This is a genomic window from uncultured Polaribacter sp., assembly GCF_947497695.1.
Lineage (GTDB): Bacteria > Bacteroidota > Bacteroidia > Flavobacteriales > Flavobacteriaceae > Polaribacter.
Window position 1 is genome coordinate 266,885 of sequence record NZ_CANMHM010000002.1, and the last position, 22,071, is coordinate 288,955.

Here is a 22,071-nt window from a genome sequence, read left to right on the forward strand (position 1 = left end):
AGTAAAAAGTTTTAAAAGTTACCAATCTTACTTTAAAACTTTATAAACTTTCAACTTTAAAAACTATTGAAATGGAAAACTTACAAGCATTAAAACAGCGTTTTAGCATTATTGGTAACGATATTCACTTAAACCGAGCCTTAGAAAAAGCAGTGAGAGTTGCACCTACAGATATTTCTGTTCTGGTAACTGGTGAAAGTGGAGTTGGTAAAGAAAGTATTCCTAAAATTGTGCATCAATTATCACATAGAAAACACGCAAAATATATTGCTGTAAACTGTGGTGCAATTCCTGAAGGAACGATTGATAGTGAATTATTTGGTCATGAAAAAGGTTCATTTACAGGAGCAACACAAGACAGAAAAGGCTATTTTGAAGTTGCAGATGGAGGAACTATTTTTTTAGACGAAGTTGGCGAATTACCCTTAACAACTCAAGTACGTTTATTACGTGTTTTAGAAAATGGGGAGTTTATAAAAGTAGGATCATCTAAAGTAATAAAAACAAATGTTAGAATTGTAGCTGCAACCAATGTTAATATGCATTCTGCTATTCAGAATGAAAAATTTAGAGAAGATTTATATTACAGATTAAGTACCGTAGAAATTAATTTACCTGCTTTAAGAGAACGTAATGAAGATATTCATTTACTCTTTAGAAAGTTTGCTGCAGATTTTGCTCAGAAATACAGAATGCCATCTATTCGTTTAGATGAAAATGCAGTCTCTGTTTTATTAAACTATCGTTTTCCAGGAAACATTCGTCAACTTAAAAATTTAGCAGAACAAATCTCTGTTATTGAAGAAGAAAGAGTGGTTACTGCAACCAAATTACAACAATATCTACCAAACAACAAAGGAAATTTACCTGCAGTAATTGGCAGTAAAAAAGAAAATGATTTTTCTACAGAACGTGATATTATGTATAAAATTTTATTTGATATGCGTAATGACATCAACGACTTAAAAAAGCTGACTTTAGACTTGATGAAAAGTGGAAATGTGGAAGAAGTACAAGAAGAACATCATCAATTAATTGAAAAAATGTACCAAAATAAAGAAGCTTTAGATAACAATGTTGAAGTCTTAAATATTCCTCAAAAGTCATCCACAGAAAAAGATTATGATTTTATTGAGACCATAGAAGAAGATGAATCTTTATCTTTACAAGACAAAGAAATTGAAATGATAAAAAAATCTTTAGAAAAAAACAGCAATAAACGTAAATTAGCAGCCAAAGAACTAGGTATTTCTGAAAGAACTTTATATAGAAAAATTAAACAATACGATCTTTAAAACTGTGTAACTGTTTAAAAGTAAACTAATATCAGTTCAAGTTATTTCGATTTTTTGTTAGAAATTGTATCTAGAACTTTTTATTCTCGATACAAATATTTCGCTTTCGTTTCCAATTAAAAATCACTCAAAGTGACAACATAAAAAAATGAAAAAAATAATATTCACAACACTAATCTCAATAACCGCTTTATTATTTATTGCTTGTGGTGCCTATTCTTTTACAGGAGGTAGTACTGGTAATGCTAAAACGTTACAAGTAGATTTTTTTCCAAATGAAGCAGCTTTAATTGAACCAACCTTAAGTCAGCGTTTTACACAAGACATGCTAGACTTATTTACAAGACAAACCAACCTAACTACAGTAAGTTCTAATGGAGATTTGTATTTTAGTGGAGAAATTACAGGATATAGAATTAACCCAATGAGTGCTACAGCACAACAAACTGCAGCACAAAATAGACTTACAATTACAGTAAATGTACGTTTTGAAAATAAATTAATAGAAAAAGATAATTTCGAAAAACAGTTTTCTTTTTATTCAGATTTTGATGGAAGTGCTCAACTTACTGGCAGTATCTTAGAGGCTGCATTAGACGAAATATTAGAAAGAATAACACAAGATGTTTTTAACGCTTCAGTTGCAAAATGGTAGTTTCTAAATTTATAAACATACTAGAAAAAAAGCAAGATATTCTGCAATTAGAAACTGCAGAACTAAAAGTTATTGTTGAAAAACACCCCTATTTTCAAGCAGCTAGAGCTTTGTATTTAAAAGGTTTAAAAAACCAAGACAGCTTTAAATATAATAACGAACTAAAAGTAACAGCTTCTAACACGTTAGATAGAACTATCTTATTCAATTATATTACTTCAAAAAGTTTTATCAATCAGAAAAAAAATATTGAAGAGCAAGTTTCTGAAAAAAAATCAACAGAAAAAACAACAGATACCACTTTTAATATCTTTAAAAAATCTACAGAAAAGAAAGCAAAAAAAGTTGTTGAAGTTAAAGAAGAATTAACCATCGGTAAACCAATTTCTTTTCCTGCAACAGAAAACCACTCTTTTAATCAGTGGCTGCAACTTTCTACCAAAAAACCAATTGCAAGAAGTGATGTAAAAAAAGCTGAAGAACCAATAAAAAAAGAAGATTTAATTAATAAGTTTATAAAAAACAATCCAAAAATAAAAAAGGTAGTTAAAGAAAAAAAAATAAATGTTCCTGTTAAAAAAAATAAGCAAGATTCGTCATTAATGACAGAAACATTAGCAAAAGTATATTTAGAACAAAAAAAGTATGAAAACGCTATACAAGCTTATCGAATTTTAAGTTTGAAATATCCAGAAAAAAGTGGTTTCTTTGCAGACCAAATTAAAAGAATACAAATTTTACAAAAAAATAAAATATGAGTTACACGGCATTTTTAATCTTAATTTTGATAGTAGCCATTGCATTAATATTAATAGTGATGGTTCAAAATCCTAAAGGTGGAGGGTTATCTTCTTCTTTTGGAGGTAGTGGTGCACAGTCTTTAGGTGGCGTACAAAACACAAATAATTTTTTAGACAGAACAACCTGGACATTGGCAATTGCAATGTTTGCATTGATCTTATTATCAAACTTTATTATTGATAGAGGTACAGATACAAACTTTCAATTAGATAATACTTTGGATGGTGTTGAAACAACTACACCAATTGAACAGCCTAAAACTAACACAAACGATAGTTTACAATAAGTAGCTATTAAATAGTTTAAAAAATGCCAATGTAAATGACACGTTGGCATTTTTTTTATGGATTAAACTCATCAACAAAATCAATCGTTGAAAAAATGTCAGTTTTATTGTAGTGGCATAATTTCTGACTAAAATGAGTTTGTAAATAATAATTTAATTATCAAAAAACATAAAAATGGGATTAAACATTAAACCTTTAGCAGACAGAGTTCTTGTAGAACCTGCTCCAGCAGAAACTAAAACAGCATCTGGATTAATTATACCAGACAATGCAAAAGAAAAACCACAACAAGGAACTGTTGTTGCCATTGGAAATGGTAAAGTTGACGAACCTTTAACTGTAAAAATTGGAGATACTGTTTTATACAGCAAATATGGTGGAACAGATTTAAAGTTAGAAGGTAAAGATTACTTAATGATGCGTGAAGCTGATATTTTAGCAATTATTTAAACAGCTATTTGCTTTTGGCTACTTGCCTTTAGCAATATGAACACTAAAAATTATAATAACTTTTTTAGCTAAAAGCCAAGAGCTAAGTAGCTAAAAGCAAAAATAAAACAATGGCAAAAGATATAAAATTTGATATTGAAGCAAGAGACGGACTAAAACGTGGAGTTGATGCATTGGCAAACGCAGTAAAAGTAACCTTAGGACCAAAAGGAAGAAACGTAATTATTTCTAAATCTTTTGGTGCACCAACAGTTACTAAAGATGGGGTTTCTGTAGCAAAAGAAATTGAGTTAGAAAATGAGCTTGAAAATATGGGAGCTCAAATGGTAAAAGAAGTTGCGTCTAAAACCAACGATTTAGCTGGTGATGGCACAACTACTGCAACTGTACTTGCACAAGCAATTGTAAAAGAAGGTTTAAAAAACGTTGCTGCAGGTGCAAACCCAATGGATTTAAAACGTGGAATTGACAAAGCAGTTACTGCAATTATTGCAGATTTAGAAAAGCAAACTCAAAAAGTGGGTAATTCTTCTGATAAAATAAAACAAGTTGCTGCAATTTCTGCAAATAACGATGATGTTATTGGAGATTTAATTGCTACTGCTTTTACCAAAGTTGGTAAAGAAGGTGTAATTACTGTTGAAGAAGCAAAAGGAATGGAAACGTATGTGGATGTTGTAGAAGGTATGCAATTTGATAGAGGTTATTTATCTCCTTATTTTGTAACAGATGCAGATAAAATGATTGCAGATTTAGAAAATCCGTATGTTTTATTATTCGACAAAAAGATTTCTAACTTACAAGAAATTTTACCAATATTAGAGCCTGTTTCTCAATCTGGACGTCCTTTATTAATTATTGCTGAAGATGTAGATGGCCAAGCCCTAGCTACTTTAGTAGTAAATAAATTAAGAGGTGGATTAAAAATTGCTGCTGTAAAAGCACCAGGTTTTGGAGACAGAAGAAAAGCAATGTTAGAAGACATTGCCATTTTAACTGGTGGAACTGTAATTTCTGAAGAAAGAGGATTCTCTTTAGAAAACGCTACTTTAGATTTATTAGGAACAGCAGAAAGCATTACAATTGATAAAGACAATACAACGATTGTAAATGGAGCTGGAAATGCAGCTGCTATTAAAGCAAGAGTTGGTCAGATTAAATCTCAAATTGAAACAACAACTTCTGATTACGATAAAGAAAAACTACAAGAACGTTTGGCTAAATTAGCTGGTGGTGTTGCTGTTTTATATGTTGGTGCTGCTTCTGAAGTAGAAATGAAAGAAAAGAAAGATAGAGTTGATGATGCTTTACATGCTACAAGAGCTGCTGTAGAAGAAGGTATTGTTGCTGGAGGTGGTGTTGCTTTAGTGCGTGCTAAAAAAGTATTAGAAAAAATTACTACAGAAAACTTAGACGAAACTACTGGTGTGCAAATTGTAAACAAAGCAATTGAAGCTCCCTTAAGAACGATTGTAGAAAATGCTGGTGGTGAAGGTTCTGTTGTTATCAATAAAGTATTAGAAGGTAAAAAAGATTTTGGTTATGATGCTAAATCTGATCAATATGTAAACATGCTAGATGCTGGTATTATTGATCCTAAAAAAGTAACACGTGTTGCTTTAGAAAATGCTGCTTCAGTTGCTGGTATGATTTTAACTACTGAATGTGCTTTGATTGATATTAAAGAAGATACTCCTGCAATGCCTCCAATGGGTGGAGGTATGCCAGGAATGATGTAATAACAAATTTTCTTACATAAGTTATATCTCACAACAATGTGAAATTTTAACATAAACAAAGTCCCTTAGATTTTTTTTCTAAGGGACTTTTAAAATTATCCTAAAAACTAGTTGTGTACAAAATTAAAGATCTAAATAGTATCTTTTAACTTTGATTTAAAACAACGTTAAAAATTGATGAAAAACACTTCTATGATATAAGTTCTAACCCCTAGAACAATCTAAATTATTTTTTAATGACTTACAGTTTTAAAAAATATTTATTGCTAAAAGTGAAAACTTCCTCAAATTAATCTCATATATATATATATATATATATACGCAGGAAAATTATGATTGTACCCTTTCTATCAAAATCATCTTTTAAAGTTTGAGACAAAAATGAATCTAGCAATTGATAAAAATCGTAATAAATAAAGCACTTTAAAATAACATACCTTACTCAAAGATTACAACATCAAAAGTAATAGGCAAAATATCTACTTATAGAATACACATAAAAAAAGAGGCTATATTTAACAATATAGCCTCTAATTAACATTTATTTATCTTAATTATTTATTGTCTTGCAAAGCAAAAACTTGCTGTAACAAAGCTGTATCTCTTAAACCTACTTTTTCTCTAATTCCTTTTTCTTCTACTTCAATCATAGTAAAAACACCTTTTAAAGCTTGTGTTGTTACATATTGAGTTAAATCTGGGTTTACCTTAGTAACAAAAGGAATAGAATTGTACTTATTAATTAAATTACTCCAAATTTTATCTGCACCAACTTTAGAAAAAGAATTTTTAATAACCGGACTAAAACTTGCTGTTAAACTATTGGTTGTTTTTTGTTGTAAATAAGAAGTCGCTGCATTTTTATTTCCTAAAAGAATATTTTTAGCATCTGCAAAGGTCATGTCTTTAACTGCATCTATAAAAATAGGTGTTGCCGTTTTTACAGCATCACTAGCAGCATTGTTTAAGGCTTTAATACCTTGATCTGCCAAATTACCCAAACCTAATTGACGTAAACCTTTATCTACAGCTTGTAATTCTTGTGGTAATAATATTTTTACTAGATCATTATTATAAAACCCATTTGTTGCTGTTAATTTAGATACTTGGTTTTCTATACCATGATCTAATGCCTGACGTAAACCATTACCAATTTGATCTTGACTTAAACCTGCACTTTGTTGTATTACTTGGGTTGCTACTTTTTGCAACTCTGCACAACCAACAAATTGCAATGCTACTACTAATATTAAAACTCTTTTCATCATTTTTATTATCGTTTATTTACTATTTGGAAACTATTTTCCTTTAAAAGTTACTTTTACTTAAAAGTATCTGTTTTTTTATCATAACCATAAGCACAATGTTTACAACCGTTTTTACAGCAATATCCTCTTTTTAAATGATACTGTTCTGTAAAAACTCTGTACCCTTGCTCATTTACATAAAAATCTCCTTCTTCTAATGCTATCTTATTATTATCCACAGTACAAAAATATCATTTTTATTCATAAAAAAAGCGTTCTAATGAACGCTTTTTAAAGTTACTATTCTTGTCCTGGAGGAAATCTTGAAATAATTTCCTTTACAAACTCTTTTATTCTTGCTTCTTTTTTTTCTCTATTGTTAAGTTTTAAAGCTCCAGTACCAATTCCTTGCCAAACCAACTCTTTCTTTTGAGCATCAATAAAATCTATAAACAAAGTACCTTCTGTGTATTGATTTACGTTAATATTATTGTTCATACCATTCCACATCCAAGGATTCCAGCCCCAACCCCAACCAAAATTATTATTTTGATTGACATTTACTTTTTCTCTAGATTTAGTAAAAATACCAACCAAAATATCAGGATTTTCTGATTTCATAAACCCTTTTGCTAATAATTCTGTTTCTATGGCTCTTAAAATTCTTTTTTTATCTAAATCAGAAATTTTTGCTTTGTCTATTTCTGGTTTGTAAAAAGCAAAGGTTTTGTATTTATTAAAATCTGTTTTAGAATCGTAATCTGTTAAAACTTTAACTGTATTACAAGAATACAATACAATTATGCTTAAAATTAAAAGAATATATTTTTTCATAATATTTATTTTTAAATGTGATAAAAGCATTAAAACTGATGCTTTATATATATTAAAACACCAAAAAACATGCCAAATCCTTTCATAAATTGGTATTATATTTGTCTATAACAAATTATGATTTTTATTTTTAAACATATTGTTCCTACTGGTTATGATGGTATTACACTATTTCCATTTATTTTTCTAAGAACGAAAAAATTAAAAGAAGATTCCATTTTAATCAATCATGAAAAAATTCATTTAAAACAACAGCTAGAATTATTAATTATATTTTTCTATCTGATGTATATTTTAGAGTGGCTTTTTAAGCTTATCGTTTACAAAAACTTTAATTCAGCATACTTAAACATTAGCTTTGAACGGGAAGCCTATCAAAATGAAAACAATAAAAATTATATTAAAAATAGAAAGCTTTGGGCATTTTTAAATTATATATAAAACTGAATTTGTATCATTTTCTGTTTTTGTCTTTTATCAATTGTAAACCCAATCAAAAAAAGAATAGCACTAATGTTGTTAAAAATTCTAAAGAGAAAATTTCAGCAATAGCATATTCAAAGTATTTAAACAATGATTATGTTTTAGGAAAGTTTGACTATACAAAAAATGCCGATTTTAGGATTGTTCCAAAAGAAAAATCATCCAAAAAAATATATGTAAGAAAAGAGGTTTTATCTGCATTTTTAAAAATGGAAAAAGCTGCAAATAAAGAACATATTTCATTTAAAATTATTTCTGGAACCCGAAATTTTGACCATCAAAAACGTATCTGGAATTACAAATGGAATGATAAATATAAAAACATTCCTACAATTAAAAGAGTTAAAAAAATTTTAGAATTTAGCTCAATGCCATCAACTTCCAGACATCATTGGGGTACAGATATTGATCTTAATAATTTAAATAACGCTTATTTTACAAAAGGTAAAGGGTTAAAAGAATACAATTGGCTATTAAAAAATGCCGCTAAATTTGGCTTTTATCAAGTATATACATCCAAAGAAAATGGCAGAAAGGGTTATGAAGAAGAAAAATGGCATTGGACATATCTTCCACTTTCTTCTATTTATTTAAATTTTTATAATGAACAAATTACAGTCGATGATATTACTGATTTTAATGGTTCTGAATTTGCTAAGGAGTTAAATATTATTGATGTTTATGTGAATGGCATTACACCAGAATTACTAAAATAGAGCTATTTATAACTTTTAAATACATGATTTTCTATTTAGATATTAAAGTGATTAAATAGTTTGTTACTAAAATCTAAAAACTTTGGTATTTTAAATAATGTATATTTTTCAATAGATTTATTATCTTCACTAAAAATTAAAAAATACATGAATATATTAGGTATAGGCTCAAGAATTAAACATGCTGGTTTTGGATTAGGCGTGGTTACAAACGTAGATAATAAACAATATTGGGTAACTTTTATTGAAAACGGATTAGAAACCATCAATATAAATGACACTTTTGAGGTTATTGAAGCTGTAGAAGATGAAGTAGATACTGTAAGTTTTAGCGAGGTAGAGAGTAGCTTAAAAAAGATTTTAAGAAAATGGTCTGATACAACAGAAATTGCTCCCATTGCAGATAAATGGAGAAATGGAACGCTTGTTTTACAACCTAAAGACACAAATGTTGCTAACAAAGAAATTCCTATTGATACCTTTTTCCATAAAATTGTAATGGTAAGAGATCGAATTAGAGTAATGGAGCAAAAAATAAATTCTAGTAAAACACTAGAAGACCAAGACAAAATAGATTTGCAACAATATATTACTAGGATTTATGGCAGTTTAACTACATTTAATGTATTATTTAAAGTTAAATCTGATCATTTTACTGGAGTTAAATCGAAGTAAATTAAATAATAACTCTGTCATTTCGACAAAAGAAGAAATCATATAAAGTTTGCACATCTTTGTGCATTTACTTTTATTTTACTTCTCCTTTCGTCGAAGTGACAATTCTTAAGGCCTATTTCACATTTTAGTATCAACTTAATTTCAATTAACTTCGCTATCTATAAAAAAAGTAAAATAATTGTTGATTTATGAAGTACGATTATATAATTGCTGGTGCAGGATGTGCAGGTTTAAGTCTATTATATGGGTTACTTTCTGATGAGCAATTACAACATAAAAAAATATTACTGATTGATAAAGACACTAAAAAATCGAACGATAGAACTTGGTGTTTTTGGGAAAAAGAAGCAGGTATTTTTGAATCTATTGTACATTATCAATGGAAAAAATTAGAGTTTTTAACAACTGATTTTGAAACAAAATTCGATTTAAAACAATACAAGTACAAAATGATTAGAGGATTAGATTTCTATAATCATGTTTTAAAATTGGCTTCTAAATTTACGAATGTTACTTTTTTAAATGAAGATATCTCGGCAATAAATGCTGATGAAAAATCTGCAAAAGTTAAAACTTCAAAAAAAGTATATACTTCAAAATATGTTTTTAACTCTACAGCATTATTCAATCCAAAAATAACTACAAAAAACTCATTATTACAACATTTTAAAGGTTGGGTTATTAAAACTAAAACACCCGTTTTTAATAAAGAAGTTGGTACATTGATGGATTTTAGAGTGCATCAAAATCAAGGTGCTACCTTTATGTATGTTTTGCCTACTTCATCAACAGAAGCATTAATTGAGTATACTTTATTTAGCAAAGCAGTTTTAAAAGAAGCTGCTTATGTTACTGAACTTAAAAATTACATTAAAAATACTCTAAAAATAGATGAATATGAGATTCTTCATCAAGAGTTTGGAGTGATACCAATGTCTTTATCTAAATTTACAAGACAACCAAAAGCATCAAAAAATATTGTAAATATTGGCACTGCAGGAGGTTTTACAAAAGCAAGCAGTGGTTATACTTTTCAGTTTATTCAGAAAAACACCAAAGCAATCATTAAAAATTTAAGAGAAGATAAAATACCCTTAAAAAAAATAAGTTTTAGAGAAAAAATGTATCATTGGTATGATAAAACCTTGTTAGATGTTTTGCTCTCTCATAAACTACAAGGAAAAGAAGTTTTTTCAATCATGTTTAAAAAGCTACCCCCAGAAGTTATTTTAGCATTTCTAGGCAATGAAAGCACCTTTTTAGAAGAATTAAGAATTATGAATGCTGTACCCATAAAAGCATTTTTAACATCGGGCTTAAAACAATTAAAGTGAAAAACAAAACGCTAATTAGCAAAGAGTTAAACGATTTTTACAACAAAGCTTCAGAAGAAACCAGACTAGAAAAAGGGATGGGAATTTTTGAGTTTGAACGTATTAAAGAGCTGATACAAATACATATTACCAAACAGAATTCTAGGATTATTGATGTTGGAGGAGGAACAGGTAAATATGCTGAATGGCTGTCAAAAAACAACCATCAAGTCCATTTAATAGAACCTGTTTTAAAACATATTAAATTAGCAGAAAAAAGGGCTAAAAAACTAAAAAACCCTTTTTCTGTTGCTGTTGGAGAAGCTAAAAAATTGCCTTTTAAAGACAATACTGCAGATTTGGTTATTTTACATGGCCCTTTATATCATTTGCAAAAAAGAGAAGATAGAATTGCTGCTATTTTAGAAGCCAAAAGAGTGGTTAAAAAAGATGGAATCATTTTAGGTTTTGCAATTAATGCAACTGCCTCTACAGTTGTGGGGTTAATGAATGGCATGCTACATGCCAACTCCTTTTTTGAAATGTGTAAAGAAGAATTAACAACTGGCATACACAATGCTCCTAAAGATTTTCCTTTTTTATTAGCAGATGCTTTTTATCACAAACCACAAGATTTAAAAGTAGAGTTTTTAGAACAAAACCTCAACTTTATAAACCTTTTTGCAGTAGAAGGAATGATTTGGTTAGACCAAGAATATTTTGCAAATATGCTAGATAAAAAGAAATCAAAAACTTTAAAAGCATTGCAAAATCTAACTCAAAATGATGAGTATTTGTTGCCTTTTAGTCCTCATATGATGATTGCTGTACAAAAATAATAAAGCTTTTCTTTCAACTCAAAAACGATTTAAAAATAAATAGTGCTAAAAAAAATTGATAAAAAATTGTATTGGGTTGCTTGCAAAAACTGTAAAGGTTTAGGTAAAAAAAAACAGCGCCCTACAAAAAAAGCACGTCAAAAAAACAAGAAAATTAATTGCGATGAAAAGTCTCAAACTCGTCAAAAAAATCAATTACAAAGTTGCTTAAAATGCAAAGGCTCTGGTTTAATTCTTTCTGGTAAACAAACAACAGAAGACCACCAAAAATATCCTCATATTGCTATTATTGGTGCAGGAATTGGTGGTGTTGCTTTAGCAGTTGCTTGTTTACATCGTGGAATTCCGTTTACACTTTTTGAAAAAGACACTAGTTTTAGCCAGCGTTCTCAAGGTTATGGACTTACGCTTCAACAAGCTAGTAAAGCAATGACAGCTTTAGGAATTACAAAATTAGAAGAAGGCATTACCTCTACAAAACACATTGTTTTTACATCAAAAGGAAAAATTATTGGTGAATGGGGAATTAGAAAATGGGGAAGAGCTAACGCTAAAAAAGCTCCAAAACGTAAAAACATTCACATTGCAAGACAATCTTTACGTTTGGCATTATTAGATCAACTTAATGGACATGATTCTGTAAAATGGGGACATCAATTATTAGAAATAAAAGGATCTAGCAACGAAAATATTGAGTTAAAATTTAAAGTAAATAATCAAGTAAAAACAACAAAAGCAAATTTAGTAGTTGGAGCTGATGGAATTAGAAGTACCGTTAGAAAAATTATCATTGGAGGTAAAAAAACACCCTTACAATATTTAGATTGTATGGTTATTTTAGGGATTTGTCCTCTAGAGAATGTAAAAGATTTAAAATCTGATTTATTAGATTCAGAAACTGTTTTTCAAACAGCTAATGGAAACGAACGTATTTATATGATGCCTTATAATTCAAGTTCAATAATGTGGCAATTGAGTTTTCCTACATCAGAAAAAATCGCTATTGAATTGAATAAGTTAGGATCAAAAGCACTTAAAGAAGTCGCGATTAAAAGAACACATTGGCACACTCCTATTCCAGAAATTATTGCAGCTACTCTAAAAAATCAAATTTCTGGATATCCTGTTTATGACAGAGAATTATTAAAACCAGAATTCTTAAATAAAGTAGCTAATATCACTTTAATTGGTGATGCTGCTCATCCAATGAGTCCGTTTAAAGGACAAGGTGCAAACCAAGCTTTGTTAGATGCTTTAAGTTTGGTTAAAACAGTGTCAAAAAACTACAACGCAGCTTCTCAATTTAAAGATATTGGAGTTAAGAAAAACATACTCACAGATTTTGAATCTGAAATGATTAATAGAAGTAGCTCTAAAGTAAAAGGTTCAGCTGAAGCTGCTAAGTTGTTACATTCTAAAATAATCCTCAAAGAAGGCAATGCTCCAAGAGGAAAACATCAAAACTAATACTATAAACGAACCTACCTCCTTCTTTTCTTAGAAGAAGTAGCTCCTCTAACTTTCTTTTTTCTTCTATTAAAAGGGATGGCATCATCAAAGGTATGTTGTGCTTTTTTATGAGAAGTTTTATTTTTTTTCCAAGAATTATTTTCTGGTAACAATTTCTTTAATAAATCAGGTCTTCCAACTTTATTCAAGGTGTTTTTAATCCAATCTTTATTCTCTTTCTTATACCAAAAGAAAAATTTATGTTGGTCTTCTCGCTCCTTTTTTGTCTTGGGAGTTTTAGTAGGTTTTAAAGTATATGGATGATAACCAGAATAATAAATAACGGTAGCAACTGTCATTGGTGTTGGTGTAAAACCTTGTACTTGCTCTAACTGAAACCCCATATCTTTTGTTTCAGCAGCCAAATTTGCCATGTCTTCTACTTCACTTGCAGGATGACTTGATATAAAATAAGGTATTAATTGCAAGTTCAATTTATTCTTAATGTTGATTTTATCAAAACGCTCTTTAAACTTATGAAAATACGTAAAAGAAGGTTTACGCATCAACTTTAAAACAGGATCAGAAGTGTGTTCTGGTGCTACTTTTAATCGACCAGAAACGTGTTTTGTCATCACCTCTTCTGTATAAGCATCCAATTCTTTTGGATCTGCATTTTTATTAAACTCTGGCACCAACATATCATGTCGAATTCCACTTCCAATAAAAGATTTTTTAATCTTTGGATGTTTATCAACTGCTTGATACAACTCTGTTAAAGGTTTATGAGAAGTATCTAAATTAGAACAAATTACTGGCGATATACAACTAGGTGCTACACATTTATCGCAAATAGATTGTACTTTCCCTTTCATTTGATACATATTGGCAGAAGGCCCACCAATATCAGACAAATAGCCCTTAAAATCTGGCATATTTGCTACTTTATCAATTTCTTTTAAAACCGATTCTTGACTTCTACTCGCAATAAATTTTCCTTGATGTGCAGAAATAGTACAAAAACTGCATCCACCAAAACAACCTCTATGAATATTTATAGAGAATTTTATCATTTCAAATGCAGGTATTGGCCCACGTTTGTCATATTTTGGGTGAGGCAAACGTGTAAAAGGCAAATCAAAAGAACCATCAATTTCCTTTTCTGTCATGGTAGGAAAAGGTGGATTTATTACCAACGTTTTCCCTTCAACATCCTGTAAAATTCTACGAGCTTGTAACTTATTAGATTCTTGTTCTATTGTTTTAAAGTTAGAAGCAAAGGTTTTTTTATCTTTTAAACATGCTGTATGAGAATTTATAGTAACATCTTCCCAATCTTTTACAACAGGTATTTTATCATTTTTTTCATCAATTAAAACAGCCGTTTGTTTGATGTTTTTTAAGCTAGAAAAAGGCACTCCTTTTTGAAGTAATGATACAATTTCACGTAATGGCTGCTCTCCCATTCCATACACTAACATATCTGCTTTAGAAGTTTCTAAAATAGTAGGCAACAACTTATCAGACCAGTAATCATAATGCGTTACACGTCTTAAAGAAGCTTCAATACCACCAATTAAAACTGGCACATCAGGAAATTTTTCTTTTAATATTTTACTATACACAGAAGTTGCATAATCGGGTCTAAAACCTTTATCTCCATTTGGCGTATAAGCATCTTTATCTCGTCTTTTTTTACTTGCTGTGTAGTTAGATACCATAGGATCCATACAACCACCAGTACAACCAAAAAATAACCTTGGTTTCCCTAATTTTTCAAAATCTTGTAAGTTATCATTTACACTTGGCTGAGGCACAATAGCAACACGCAAACCATAACTTTCTAAAATTCGGCCAATAACTGCTGGCCCAAAAGACGGATGATCTACATAAGCGTCACCGCTAAATAAAATAACATCTAAATAATCCCAACCACGTATTTTAACTTCTTTGTTTGTAGTTGGTAACCAATCTGTTAATTGTAATTTTTTTGTACCTTCCATATTTGCAAAATTAAGGAGAAATCTTTTAAAAAAGGCTTCTTCAAATAATATTTAAAAAAATCTAATTTAAATCAGCATTCTTTTCCTTGATTTTAATTTTATATTCGCATTTAAAAAAATGAAAAATAAAATATTATTTATCCTATTATTAGTAAGTAGCATTACATTTTCTCAAAATTTTAAAATTACAAAAGGAGAAATTTTTAAAGACAAGAAAAAAAATAGTGCGTTATCTTTTTCTTTAAATGATGGCAATGGAGGTTTGGTAACCATAAGAGAATTTTATGGCGGATTAATTATAAAAACGCTAAAAGGATATTACATTCAGCATTTTGATGCTCAACTAAATCTAAAAAAAGAACACACTTTAGAAGTTAAAAATAATAGAATAGAAAATGCTTTTGTAAAAGATGGTCAACTTCACTTACTAGAATTTGACTCCTCTAGAATCAAAAAAACACTTATTTACAATGTGTTAACCTCTAATTTAAATAATTTTAATTTTATTACAAAAGAACTCCTTTCTATCTCAGAGGCAAATTCTAAAAAATATTTTGGAATGATGGTATTTCCATTTTTTATAAACAATGGTTTTAGTCAAAGAGATTCAGATCATTTAGGAAAAATTACCATGTCTAAAAACAACCAATTTTTTGCTATTAATTTTGATATTAAAAACGCTGATAAAGAAACGCACAAAGTATTTGTTTACAACGATAATTTTGAATTAGTCTATGAAAAATTAATTATTAAAGACATAGAAGATCGTTTGTTTAAATACAATACTATAGAAGTTGATGATAAAGATGGAACTCTATATTTTCTAGGAAAATCTTATGAAAATAACTCGACAAGAAAAAAGAAAAAAGGTAAAACAAACTATCATTTTGAACTGAGTAAAATAGATAAAAACGGAGAAAAAACAGTGAGTTTTAAAAACCCAGATAAGTTTATTAGCTCTTTAAGTTTAGTACAGAATAAAGGAAATTTATCTTGTGTTGGTTTTTACGGAAATAAAGATGAAGGCAGACTTAATGGTGCTTGCTTAATCAATATAAATGCAGAAACATTAGCAATTGAAGCTAAAAAATTCAACCCTTTTTCAGCTACTTTTTTAACTGATAAATATGGAGATAGAGCAGGAAAAAAGAAAAGAAAGGCAAAAAAAGGTTTTACTGGTATGGAATTTAGAAGTGTAGAAGTACAAGATGATGGAGGCATCGTTATAAGTGCAGAAGAAGATTACATAACTGTTCATACAACAATAGGGCAAAATGGTATAATGACTACCTATACCATTCAACATTATGATGATATTATCTCTTTAAAACTAAGTAGCCAAGGAGATTTATTGTGGTCTAGAAACATTAACAAAGCACAAACTGGTTATAATAATAGTTCATTTACACCCATTTCTGTAAACAATAAAATGCATTATTTTATCAACTGTTCTGATAATATTAAACAATTAAGTAATAACAGAATTCATTTTAGACAATCATCTTCAAAAAAATCTAATTTATATGCTATTACACTAGATACAAATGGTGATTTTGAGTACAAAAAACTGATTGACGATAAAGAATCTAAAGTTTTTTACAAAGTAAATGAAGGCGTTATTACACCCTCAGGAAATGAAGTTATTTTACTTGGTAAAAAGAAAAAATCTTCTAGAATTATAAAGATAAAAATCTAGTATTCTTTTTATTTGAAGCTATTTCCAGCTTTCACTACTCGCTTTTTTTTATGCAGAAAAAGCATAAAAAAGAGCTCAAACAAACCGTTCAATCTGGGCTAAAATTGTTTGCCAGTTAATTGAAATATAGAGGCTAAATTCTTTATTAATTTATAAATACTCCATTTAACCACAACTTATTAGCACAAATCACATAAAAAATACACTATAAAAACCATCTACTTTATGTGATTTCTCCTAAAGTCGAAAGGACAAAACTCAGTAAAAGCTAACTTAAACAATCAACTTAATTTTAACAACTCTTTTTTGTTTCGTAAATTTATAAAAAACTAGTTAAATTAACTATGAAACATTTTTTACCATTACTATCTTTTAGCATCTTTCTGTTTATAGCTTGTAAAACATCCACAGAAAAAGAAGACACTTTTGTGATGAATAATTACACAAAAAAAGAAGTAAATATTATAATGAGAGATGGCATAAAACTCCATACAACTATTTATTCTCCCAAAGATACAAGTAAAAAATATCCTATTTTACTACAAAGAACACCATACAGTTGTAAGCCTTATGGAAAAAGCAAAATGAAAACTAAAATTGGTCCTAATATCCATTTAATGAAACAAGGAAACATTTTTGTATATCAAGATGTTAGAGGTCGTTGGATGAGTGAAGGTGTTTATGATAATATGCGTGCATATATTCCTACTAAAAAAGCAAACCAATCTGATGAAGTCTCTGATACTTATGACACCATTGATTGGCTCGTTAAAAATGTAAAAAATAACAATGAAAAAGTAGGTACTTGGGGAATTTCATATCCTGGATATTATGCTACAGTTTCTGCAATCGATGCTCATCCTGCTTTAAAAGCAGTATCTCCACAAGCGTGTATTGGCGATTTTTTCTTTGATGATTTTCATCATAATGGAGCATTTTTATTAAGTTATTTTAAAGCGATTTCTTTATTTGGAAGATACAAAGACAAACCCACAGATACTGCTTGGTATACTTTTCCTGAAATGAACACACAAGATCAATATCAATTTTTCTTGGACATAGGTCCTTTAAAAAACTTAAATACATATTTTCAATACAATACAACAGAAATTGATTCCACAAAAAGTAAAGGTTTAACGGATGATTTTTTTTGGAGTGAAATTATAGATCACCCCAATTATGATAAAAACTGGAAAAAGAAAGGCATTATTCAGTATTTAAATAAAGTACCAAGCTCTGTTGCTACTATGATTGTTGGAGGTTGGTTTGATGCAGAAGATTTATATGGCCCTTTAGAAACCTATAAAAGAATAGAAAAACACGGAAAAGAAAATTATAACACATTGGTTTTTGGCCCTTGGGATCATGGAAAATGGGCAAGTGCTAGCAGTAGAAATTATGTTGGCAATTATTATTTTGGAGATTCCATTTCGTTAAAGTTTCAATCAGAAATAGAAACCAAATTTTTTAACCACTTTTTAAAAGGAAAAGGTGATAAAAATTCTAGTTTGCCAGAAGCCTATGTTTTTGATACTGGCAAAAAAGAATGGAAAAGTTACGATTCTTGGCCACCAAAAGATGTTGCAAAAGAAAATTGGTTTCTATCTAATAATCAAAAGTTAACTTTAGATACAAAATCGACAGAAAAAATTAGTTTTATTAGTGATATTAAAAAACCTGTACCTTACTCAGAGGATATAAAAACCGTTTTCACACCTAGAAAATATATGACAGACGATCAGCGTTTTGCTGCAAGAAGGCCAGATGTTTTAGTTTTTGAAACCGATATTTTAAAATACGATTATACGTTAGCAGGAGATATTTTAGCAAAATTAAAAGTAGCAACCACAGGTTCTGCAGCAGATTGGATTGTGAAAATAATTGATGTTCATCCTGCTGATATAGAAGAAAACAATGAAAAATTACAAAATCATTTAAAAATGAGTAATTATCATTTAATGGTTAGAAGTGAAGTAATGAGAGGCAGATTTAGAAATAGTTTTGAATTTCCAGAACCTTTCATCCCTAATAAAAAAACAGACGTAAACATAAAGTTACAAGATGTTTTTCATACATTTAAAAAAGGTCATAAATTACAAATTCAAGTACAAAGTACTTGGTTTCCTTTAATCGATTTGAATCCACAAACCTTTGTAGAAAACATTTATAAAGCTGATAAAAAAGACTTTAAAACTCAAACACATACCATTTTTACAGATTCTAGTATTGAATTTTCTGTATTAAAATAGAACTTTTGTAAACAATTAATAATCTGTTAACTTATAAAAATGAAATTAAAAATCCTTTCCTTTTTTATGCTCTTTAGTATGATTGCTTTTGGGCAAAATATTAAAAAACATCAATGGAAAAACAGGGTGCTATTAATTATTTCTGATGATAAAAATGATCTAAAATATAGAAATCAATTAAAAGTTTTAAAGAAAGATAAAACAGAATTATTAGATAGAAAACTAGTAATTTATGAAGTCTCTAAGAATGAATACAATCTTAATTTTGAAGAAAAATCGATACAATCCTCCAAACTATTTCATCAATTTAACAAAGAAAACACTCCTTTTTTAGCAATCTTAATTGGTTTAGATGGAGGTATTAAACTAGAACAAGACTCACTTTTATCAACAGAAAAACTATTTGCAATTATTGATGGAATGCCAATGAGAAAAAGAGAACTTAGAAAAAACAAAAAATGACCTCTACAGAAATTGCTTTGTTATTAAATAACGACGCTGAAAAAATTACAAGAATCGGAGAAATTATCGGTAAAAAAATACCAGAAAAAGATAACTTTACAAACTTAAATACTTTTGAAAAAAACTTTATTTACATAGATATTTTAGAACAAAATGTTACAGAAGGTGGTTTTATTCAGTTCTTTTTTAATACTTCTGGGCAGTTTACACACGAGATTTTTCAAGCCTATTTAGCAATTAAAGCAGAAAAAACAATAGACATTTTAACAAAAGCTATCTTTTTATTTCCAGAAATACCTGTACCTAAAAACCTAAATATTCGTAGAAAAATTCTTATGCAAAAAGAGGCTAATATTGATTTATGGGACACTTTAGATACAGAGTTTGAAAAATATGAAGATGATATTATACAATTAACGTTAAATTATGTAGCCGAAAATATCATTCATTTTGATTAATTTTACATGTAATAATAGAACATAAAAAGCCACAATTAAATTAAGCATTTATTCTAATTAAAAATGAAAAAAACAGTATTTGTAACGCTAACTTTCCTTATATTTTTATCTTGTAATTCTCAAGGAAAACGCCCTTTAATGGGTAACACTGACTATCAAAAAAAATTAAATGCTACTTATAAAGACGCTTCAAAATCGCCTTTAAAAAAGAAAGATTTAAAAAATTTTAAAGGTTTAAACTTTTTTAAAGTAGATTCTAGCTTTATTGTAGAAGCTACATTTATAAAAACTACAAACGCACCTACTTTTAAAATGGCAACTACCACAGATAGAAAACCCTTATATAAAGAATATGGTATTTTAAGCTTTAATTTAAAAGAAAAAAACTGCCAATTAACAGTTTACCAAAGTCAGGATAATTTAGATGACGAAAAATATAAAAACAACCTGTTTTTACCTTTTACAGATGATACTTCTGGAAATGAATCTTATGGAGGAGGTCGTTATATGGATGTTTTAACAACAGATATAACTGAACAAAACACCTTAATCTTAAATTTTAATAACACCTACAATCCTTATTGTGCTTATAATGACAGGTATTCTTGCCCTTTGACACCTAGAAAAAATCATTTAGATATAGAAATTAGAGCTGGAGTTAAGGCTTTTGGAAAGCATTAAAACACCTGTAAAACTTCTCGATACAATTTTGCAAAAAAAAAGCAAAATCACTTTAAGAAACAATTGTTGAATACATGAAAATACATACCACCCAGTTTTGTCTTTTCGACATTTTGGGAGAAATCATATAACGATACTCAACTTTGTGTTTTCTTTGTTATGCGACTTCTCTTAAAATCGAAGTGACAATTATTCTGGGATTTTAGCGTTAAGAGACATCTTATAAACACAACAACTCACTTACTTCATTTTTTTATTGGTAATATACAAACCATAAAATGTGCTAAAAACAATTTTAAATCCAAAGAAATTCTTCCATTTACCATTCGTAAAATTGGCTTCAGAAACCTTATTAAAATCTCCACTAAAAATAGCACTAGAACTATTCATTAATAAAGATACCAAAGTAACAATTATAAAAAAAGGGATGGCAACTTTTGCAAAGTTAGACCAAAATATAGGCTGTTTTATTTTTTCTAAAAAAGTCATTTATTTTAATTTTTTATTTTTGTGATGGCGATCGTGATCGCGTTTTGTTTTAATATCTAATTTTTTCTCAAAAGCATCTTGTAAATCAATACCTGTTTGATTTGCCAAACACAAAACTACAAATAAAACATCTGCCAACTCTTCTCCTAAATCCTTATTTTTATCGGACTCTTTTTCACTTTGCTCACCATAACGTCTTGCAATAATACGTGCAACCTCCCCTACTTCTTCTGTTAATTGTGCCATGTTTGTTAGCTCGTTAAAATAACGAACTCCGTGTGTTTTAATCCAATCGTCTACTTGTTTTTGGGCGTTTTCTATGTTCATTTTTGATTATTAAAAAGATTGAAAAAATTAAAGTATCAAAGGTACATTTTATAAATTATTTGGTTTGTTTCTAAAGTTAAAAAACGCTAACAAACCTCAAAAAAAACTACCCTAAAAACTCCAAAACCTCACTATAAAAATCTTTGGGATTTTCTGCATGCAACCAATGCCCTGCATTTTTAATTTCTACAATTTTAGAATTCGGAAAATGAGCTTCAATGATAGGTGTTTCGTTTTGGGTAATATAATCAGATTTAGCACCTTTTAAAAACAAAGTTTCTTTTTCAAAAATGGTAAAAGAAGGCAATCCTTCTCCAATTTCTGGGTTATTTTCTGTCAACGATGCTAAATTGAATCTGTAAGCCAATTGTCCTTTTTCTTTCCAATACACATTCTTTAGCAAAAACTGACGAACGCCAAATTCTGGTATTAATTCAGCCAGTTTTTTATCAACCAAAGTCCTAGTATTTTGAACAGAAAAATCAACAGCATTTAAACCCGCTAAAATAGCATTATGATGTGGTGCATATTTTCTTGGAGAAATATCTACAACAATCAATTTATCTACCAATTCTGGATGCGTTACAGCAAACAACATGGCAGTTTTACCTCCCATTGAATGCCCTATAATATGTACTTTTTCTAATTGATAATGTTGCAAATAGTTATACAAATCTTCCACTAAAACATCATAATTAAACTCATCTTCATGAAAACTACGTCCATGATTTCTTTGATCTATTAAATGAACCTGAAATTCTTCAGAAAACTGATTCCCTAACGTTTTCCAATTGTCAGACATGCCAAAATAACCATGTAAAATTAATAATGGTTTTCCTATTCCTTTTATAGTTGAATGTAATATTGGATTTTTTGACATACTATGTTTTTTTGTTGTTACACAGAGATTCGCAGAGAAA

Annotated in this window: 24 protein-coding genes; 17 read left to right on the forward strand and 7 right to left on the reverse strand. The window is 29.0% G+C overall.

Going from position 1 to position 22,071, the window contains the following annotated elements; genetic code table 11:
• Positions 1-71 precede the first annotated feature (71 nt).
• From Q0731_RS03445 to groL, 6 genes are all read left to right on the forward strand, one after another.
• Positions 72-1,295, forward strand: coding sequence for a sigma-54 dependent transcriptional regulator (locus Q0731_RS03445; RefSeq protein WP_299059909.1), 1,224 nt, complete (start codon positions 72-74; stop codon positions 1,293-1,295).
• 148 nt (positions 1,296-1,443) lie between these two features.
• Complete coding sequence (locus Q0731_RS03450; RefSeq protein WP_299059911.1) at positions 1,444-1,950, forward strand: LptE family protein; 507 nt, start codon at positions 1,444-1,446, stop codon at positions 1,948-1,950.
• On the forward strand, positions 1,944-2,708 hold the full coding sequence (locus Q0731_RS03455) for a hypothetical protein (protein ID WP_299059915.1): 765 nt from the start codon (positions 1,944-1,946) through the stop codon (positions 2,706-2,708). Before Q0731_RS03450 ends, Q0731_RS03455 begins: the two co-directional genes overlap by 7 nt.
• A complete protein-coding gene (gene secG / locus Q0731_RS03460; RefSeq protein WP_299059918.1) occupies positions 2,705-3,037 on the forward strand; it encodes a preprotein translocase subunit SecG in 333 nt (110 codons plus the stop codon). Before Q0731_RS03455 ends, secG begins: the two co-directional genes overlap by 4 nt.
• Before the next feature lie 175 nt (positions 3,038-3,212).
• Positions 3,213-3,488 carry a co-chaperone GroES gene (locus Q0731_RS03465; RefSeq protein WP_299059921.1) on the forward strand — a complete coding sequence of 92 codons (276 nt, stop codon included), beginning with the start codon at positions 3,213-3,215 and terminating at the stop codon, positions 3,486-3,488.
• A gap of 110 nt (positions 3,489-3,598) precedes the next feature.
• Positions 3,599-5,227 carry a chaperonin GroEL gene (gene groL / locus Q0731_RS03470; protein WP_299059924.1) on the forward strand — a complete coding sequence of 543 codons (1,629 nt, stop codon included), beginning with the start codon at positions 3,599-3,601 and terminating at the stop codon, positions 5,225-5,227.
• A 554-nt stretch (positions 5,228-5,781) separates the two neighbouring features.
• Here groL and Q0731_RS03475 read toward each other — a convergent pair.
• The 3 genes from Q0731_RS03475 to Q0731_RS03485 all read right to left on the reverse strand — a co-directional run bounded on the left by Q0731_RS03475 (position 5,782) and on the right by Q0731_RS03485 (position 7,308).
• On the reverse strand, positions 5,782-6,495 hold the full coding sequence (locus tag Q0731_RS03475) for a DUF4197 domain-containing protein (RefSeq protein WP_299059927.1): 714 nt from the start codon (positions 6,493-6,495) through the stop codon (positions 5,782-5,784).
• 53 nt (positions 6,496-6,548) lie between these two features.
• Positions 6,549-6,713 carry a DUF5522 domain-containing protein gene (locus tag Q0731_RS03480; protein ID WP_299059930.1) on the reverse strand — a complete coding sequence of 55 codons (165 nt, stop codon included), beginning with the start codon at positions 6,711-6,713 and terminating at the stop codon, positions 6,549-6,551.
• Between the two features lie 61 nt (positions 6,714-6,774).
• Positions 6,775-7,308, reverse strand: a complete 534-nt coding sequence (locus Q0731_RS03485; protein ID WP_299059933.1) for a DUF4136 domain-containing protein — start codon at positions 7,306-7,308, stop codon at positions 6,775-6,777.
• 117 nt (positions 7,309-7,425) lie between these two features.
• Here Q0731_RS03485 and Q0731_RS03490 point away from each other — a divergent pair, with 117 nt between their 5' ends.
• The 6 genes from Q0731_RS03490 (at position 7,426) to Q0731_RS03515 (ending at position 12,804) form a co-directional block, all read left to right on the forward strand.
• Complete coding sequence (locus Q0731_RS03490; RefSeq protein ID WP_299059936.1) at positions 7,426-7,749, forward strand: hypothetical protein; 324 nt, start codon at positions 7,426-7,428, stop codon at positions 7,747-7,749.
• Positions 7,725-8,507 carry a M15 family metallopeptidase gene (locus Q0731_RS03495; RefSeq protein WP_299059938.1) on the forward strand — a complete coding sequence of 261 codons (783 nt, stop codon included), beginning with the start codon at positions 7,725-7,727 and terminating at the stop codon, positions 8,505-8,507. Before Q0731_RS03490 ends, Q0731_RS03495 begins: the two co-directional genes overlap by 25 nt.
• A 147-nt stretch (positions 8,508-8,654) precedes the next feature.
• Positions 8,655-9,182 carry a hypothetical protein gene (locus Q0731_RS03500; protein ID WP_299059941.1) on the forward strand — a complete coding sequence of 176 codons (528 nt, stop codon included), beginning with the start codon at positions 8,655-8,657 and terminating at the stop codon, positions 9,180-9,182.
• Positions 9,183-9,373: 191 nt separating this feature from the next.
• The gene (locus Q0731_RS03505; RefSeq protein WP_299059945.1) at positions 9,374-10,519 is read left to right on the forward strand and encodes a lycopene cyclase family protein; all 1,146 of its coding nucleotides are present in this window, start codon (positions 9,374-9,376) and stop codon (positions 10,517-10,519) included.
• On the forward strand, positions 10,516-11,337 hold the full coding sequence (locus Q0731_RS03510) for a class I SAM-dependent methyltransferase (protein ID WP_299059948.1): 822 nt from the start codon (positions 10,516-10,518) through the stop codon (positions 11,335-11,337). The genes Q0731_RS03505 and Q0731_RS03510 overlap by 4 nt, the downstream gene beginning before the upstream one ends.
• Before the next feature lie 42 nt (positions 11,338-11,379).
• Positions 11,380-12,804 carry an NAD(P)/FAD-dependent oxidoreductase gene (locus tag Q0731_RS03515; protein WP_299059950.1) on the forward strand — a complete coding sequence of 475 codons (1,425 nt, stop codon included), beginning with the start codon at positions 11,380-11,382 and terminating at the stop codon, positions 12,802-12,804.
• A gap of 14 nt (positions 12,805-12,818) precedes the next feature.
• Here Q0731_RS03515 and Q0731_RS03520 read toward each other — a convergent pair whose 3' ends face one another.
• Positions 12,819-14,789, reverse strand: a complete 1,971-nt coding sequence (locus tag Q0731_RS03520) for a YgiQ family radical SAM protein (protein WP_299059952.1) — start codon at positions 14,787-14,789, stop codon at positions 12,819-12,821.
• Positions 14,790-14,907: 118 nt separating this feature from the next.
• Here Q0731_RS03520 and Q0731_RS03525 point away from each other — a divergent pair, with 118 nt between their 5' ends.
• The 5 genes from Q0731_RS03525 (at position 14,908) to Q0731_RS03545 (ending at position 20,335) form a co-directional block, all read left to right on the forward strand.
• Positions 14,908-16,485, forward strand: a complete 1,578-nt coding sequence (locus tag Q0731_RS03525; protein ID WP_299059954.1) for a hypothetical protein — start codon at positions 14,908-14,910, stop codon at positions 16,483-16,485.
• A gap of 344 nt (positions 16,486-16,829) precedes the next feature.
• Positions 16,830-18,734: a CocE/NonD family hydrolase gene (locus tag Q0731_RS03530; protein ID WP_299059957.1), complete on the forward strand. Its 1,905-nt coding sequence runs from the start codon at positions 16,830-16,832 to the stop codon at positions 18,732-18,734.
• A 39-nt stretch (positions 18,735-18,773) separates the two neighbouring features.
• Positions 18,774-19,196, forward strand: a complete 423-nt coding sequence (locus tag Q0731_RS03535; protein WP_299059959.1) for a DUF4174 domain-containing protein — start codon at positions 18,774-18,776, stop codon at positions 19,194-19,196.
• Positions 19,193-19,654, forward strand: coding sequence for a DUF4375 domain-containing protein (locus Q0731_RS03540; RefSeq protein WP_299059961.1), 462 nt, complete (start codon positions 19,193-19,195; stop codon positions 19,652-19,654). The genes Q0731_RS03535 and Q0731_RS03540 overlap by 4 nt, the downstream gene beginning before the upstream one ends.
• A 63-nt stretch (positions 19,655-19,717) precedes the next feature.
• Complete coding sequence (locus Q0731_RS03545) at positions 19,718-20,335, forward strand: DUF1684 domain-containing protein (protein ID WP_299059963.1); 618 nt, start codon at positions 19,718-19,720, stop codon at positions 20,333-20,335.
• A gap of 240 nt (positions 20,336-20,575) precedes the next feature.
• On the opposite strand, the gene Q0731_RS03550 is transcribed toward Q0731_RS03545, so the two are convergent.
• The 3 genes from Q0731_RS03550 to Q0731_RS03560 all read right to left on the reverse strand — a co-directional run bounded on the left by Q0731_RS03550 (position 20,576) and on the right by Q0731_RS03560 (position 22,031).
• The gene (locus Q0731_RS03550; RefSeq protein WP_299059965.1) at positions 20,576-20,824 is read right to left on the reverse strand and encodes a hypothetical protein; all 249 of its coding nucleotides are present in this window, start codon (positions 20,822-20,824) and stop codon (positions 20,576-20,578) included.
• Complete coding sequence (locus Q0731_RS03555) at positions 20,825-21,151, reverse strand: nucleotide pyrophosphohydrolase (RefSeq protein WP_299059967.1); 327 nt, start codon at positions 21,149-21,151, stop codon at positions 20,825-20,827.
• 106 nt (positions 21,152-21,257) lie between these two features.
• On the reverse strand, positions 21,258-22,031 hold the full coding sequence (locus Q0731_RS03560) for an alpha/beta fold hydrolase (protein WP_299059970.1): 774 nt from the start codon (positions 22,029-22,031) through the stop codon (positions 21,258-21,260).
• Between the last annotated feature and the right edge of the window lie 40 nt (positions 22,032-22,071).